Raw genomic sequence first — 2500 nt, 5'->3', positions numbered from 1 at the left:
GCTTACTGATCCTAACCAAACTCCGAATACCCGGGAGTACTAGATGGCAGACACACTGCGGATGCTAACGTCCGTAGTGGAGAGGGAAACAACCCTGACCTACAGCTAAGGCCCCCAATTCATGGCTAAGTGGGAAAGCAGGTGGGACGACCAAAACAACCAGGAGGTTGGCTTAGAAGCAGCCATCCTTTAAAGATAGCGTAACAGCTCACTGGTCTAAATAAGTTGTCCTGCGGCGAAGATGTAACGGGGCTCAAGCCATGAGCCGAAGCTTAGGATGCCGTAAGGCATGGTAGCAGAGCGTAGTGTGACATAGTCTCATTCCTCCTTCACGTCTTCGGGCGTATTGGAGGAGAGAGGCTTTCGATGAAGCCGGCGCGTGAGCGATCCGGTGGAGAGATCACTAGTGAGAATGATGACATGAGTAGCGACAAAGAGTGTGAGAGACACTCTCGCCGAAAGTCCAAGGGTTCCTGCTTAAAGCTAATCTGAGCAGGGTAAGCCGGCCCCTAAGCCGAGGCCGAAAGGCGTAGGCGATGGGAACTAGGTTAATATTCCTAGGCCGTGGAGTGGTGACGGATCTCAGAGGTAGTTCATCCTTATCGGATTGAATGGGCTGCTGAGAGGTTCCTGGAAATAGCCCTCCTATAAGACCGTACCCTAAACCGACACAGGTGGACTGGTAGAGAATACCAAGGCGCTTGAGAGAACGATGTTGAAGGAACTCGGCAAAATACCTCCGTAAGTTCGCGAGAAGGAGGCCCGGTTCCTAGGCAACTAGGGGCTGGGGGCACAAACCAGGGGGTGGCGACTGTTTATTAAAAACACAGGGCTCTGCGAAGTCGCAAGACGACGTATAGGGTCTGACGCCTGCCCGGTGCCTGAAGGTTAAAAGGAGAGGTGAGAGCCTTGAATTGAAGCCCAGGTAAACGGCGGCCGTAACTATAACGGTCCTAAGGTAGCGAAATTCCTTGTCGGGTAAGTTCCGACCTGCACGAATGGCGTAACGACTTCCCCGCTGTCTCCAACATCGACTCAGCGAAATTGAATTGCCTGTCAAGATGCAGGCTTCCCGCGGTTAGACGGAAAGACCCCGTGCACCTTTACTACAGCTTCGCACTGGCATCAGGATTGTGATGTGCAGGATAGGTGGTAGGCTTTGAAGCAGGAACGCTAGTCCCTGTGGAGCCTCCCTTGAGATACCACCCTTCGCACTCTTGATGTCTAACCGCGGTCCGTTATCCGGATCCGGGACCCTGCGTGGCGGGTAGTTTGACTGGGGCGGTCGCCTCCTAAAGCGTAACGGAGGCGCGCGAAGGTTGGCTCAGAGCGGTCGGAAATCGCTCGTTGAGTGCAATGGCAGAAGCCAGCCTGACTGCGAGACTGACAAGTCGAGCAGAGTCGAAAGACGGCCATAGTGATCCGGTGGTCCCGAGTGGAAGGGCCATCGCTCAACGGATAAAAGGTACGCCGGGGATAACAGGCTGATACTGCCCAAGAGTCCATATCGACGGCAGTGTTTGGCACCTCGATGTCGGCTCATCTCATCCTGGGGCTGGAGCAGGTCCCAAGGGTACGGCTGTTCGCCGTTTAAAGAGGTACGTGAGCTGGGTTTAGAACGTCGTGAGACAGTTCGGTCCCTATCTGCCGTGGGTGTAGGAGACTTGAGAGGAGTTGCCCCTAGTACGAGAGGACCGGGGTGAACGATCCACTGGTGGACCTGTTGTTGCGCCAGCAGCAGTGCAGGGTAGCTATGATCGGACAGGATAACCGCTGAAGGCATCTAAGCGGGAAGCCCCCCTCAAAACAAGGTCTCCCTGAGGGCCGTGGAAGACCACCACGTCAATAGGCCGGAGATGTAAGCGCAGTAATGCGTTCAGTTGACCGGTACTAATCGCCCGATAGGCTTGATTTGATCCAGTAATGGAAAGACAAATCAAAAACATACACACCTTAGACTAACGATGGCTGTGTCGCGCCAAGCGGCACTGTTGATTGATTACACTACCGAGTGGCAACGCGCCTTTTGCACGCAAAAGACGCTGCCTGCCACCCGTCGCGCTTGCTACGCAAGTCGCAACGTGGGATTTTCCTCGGTTTGGTGGTCATAGCGCAAGTGAAACACCCGGTCCCATCCCGAACCCGGAAGTTAAGCACTGCCGCGCCAATGGTACTTGGGCTTAAGCCCCGGGAGAGTAGGTCACCGCCAAACCTAGAAAAATCCCAATTCTCTCTAAATGATAACAATACTTATTCGACCCCGGCCTCAAGTAGCGAAAGCGATAGGCCAACCTAGTGTCGCGGGATGGAGCAGCCCGGTAGCTCGTCAGGCTCATAACCTGAAGGTCGTAGGTTCAAATCCTACTCCCGCAACCAGGTCGAATAATATCAACACAGCCCGTTCAGACTAAAATTGATCCACTGGATCAATTGCTTAACGTCTTCACCTCGTCAGGCTCATAACCTGAAGGCCAAAGGTTCAAACCCTACTCCCGCAACC

1 tRNA gene and 2 rRNA genes (1 of these 3 cut by a window edge) are annotated in these 2500 nt (G+C 54.1%); all 3 read left to right on the top strand.

The features are described from left to right. Window positions 1–1915: ribosomal RNA gene (locus AC2FGB_RS19920) — 23S ribosomal RNA — on the top strand; it begins 913 nt to the left of the window's first position. A gap of 182 nt (window positions 1916–2097) precedes the next feature. Continuing rightward, window positions 2098–2212, top strand: a 5S ribosomal RNA gene (rrf, locus tag AC2FGB_RS19915). A gap of 87 nt (window positions 2213–2299) precedes the next feature. Beyond that, window positions 2300–2376, top strand: a tRNA-Met gene (locus AC2FGB_RS19910). Window positions 2377–2500: the final 124 nt, after the last annotated feature.

Source organism: Ruegeria sp. CDSC021 (genome assembly GCF_059610845.1).
Note: the sequence above shows the minus strand (reverse complement) of the source record. Positions and strands in the feature narration are given on the sequence as shown.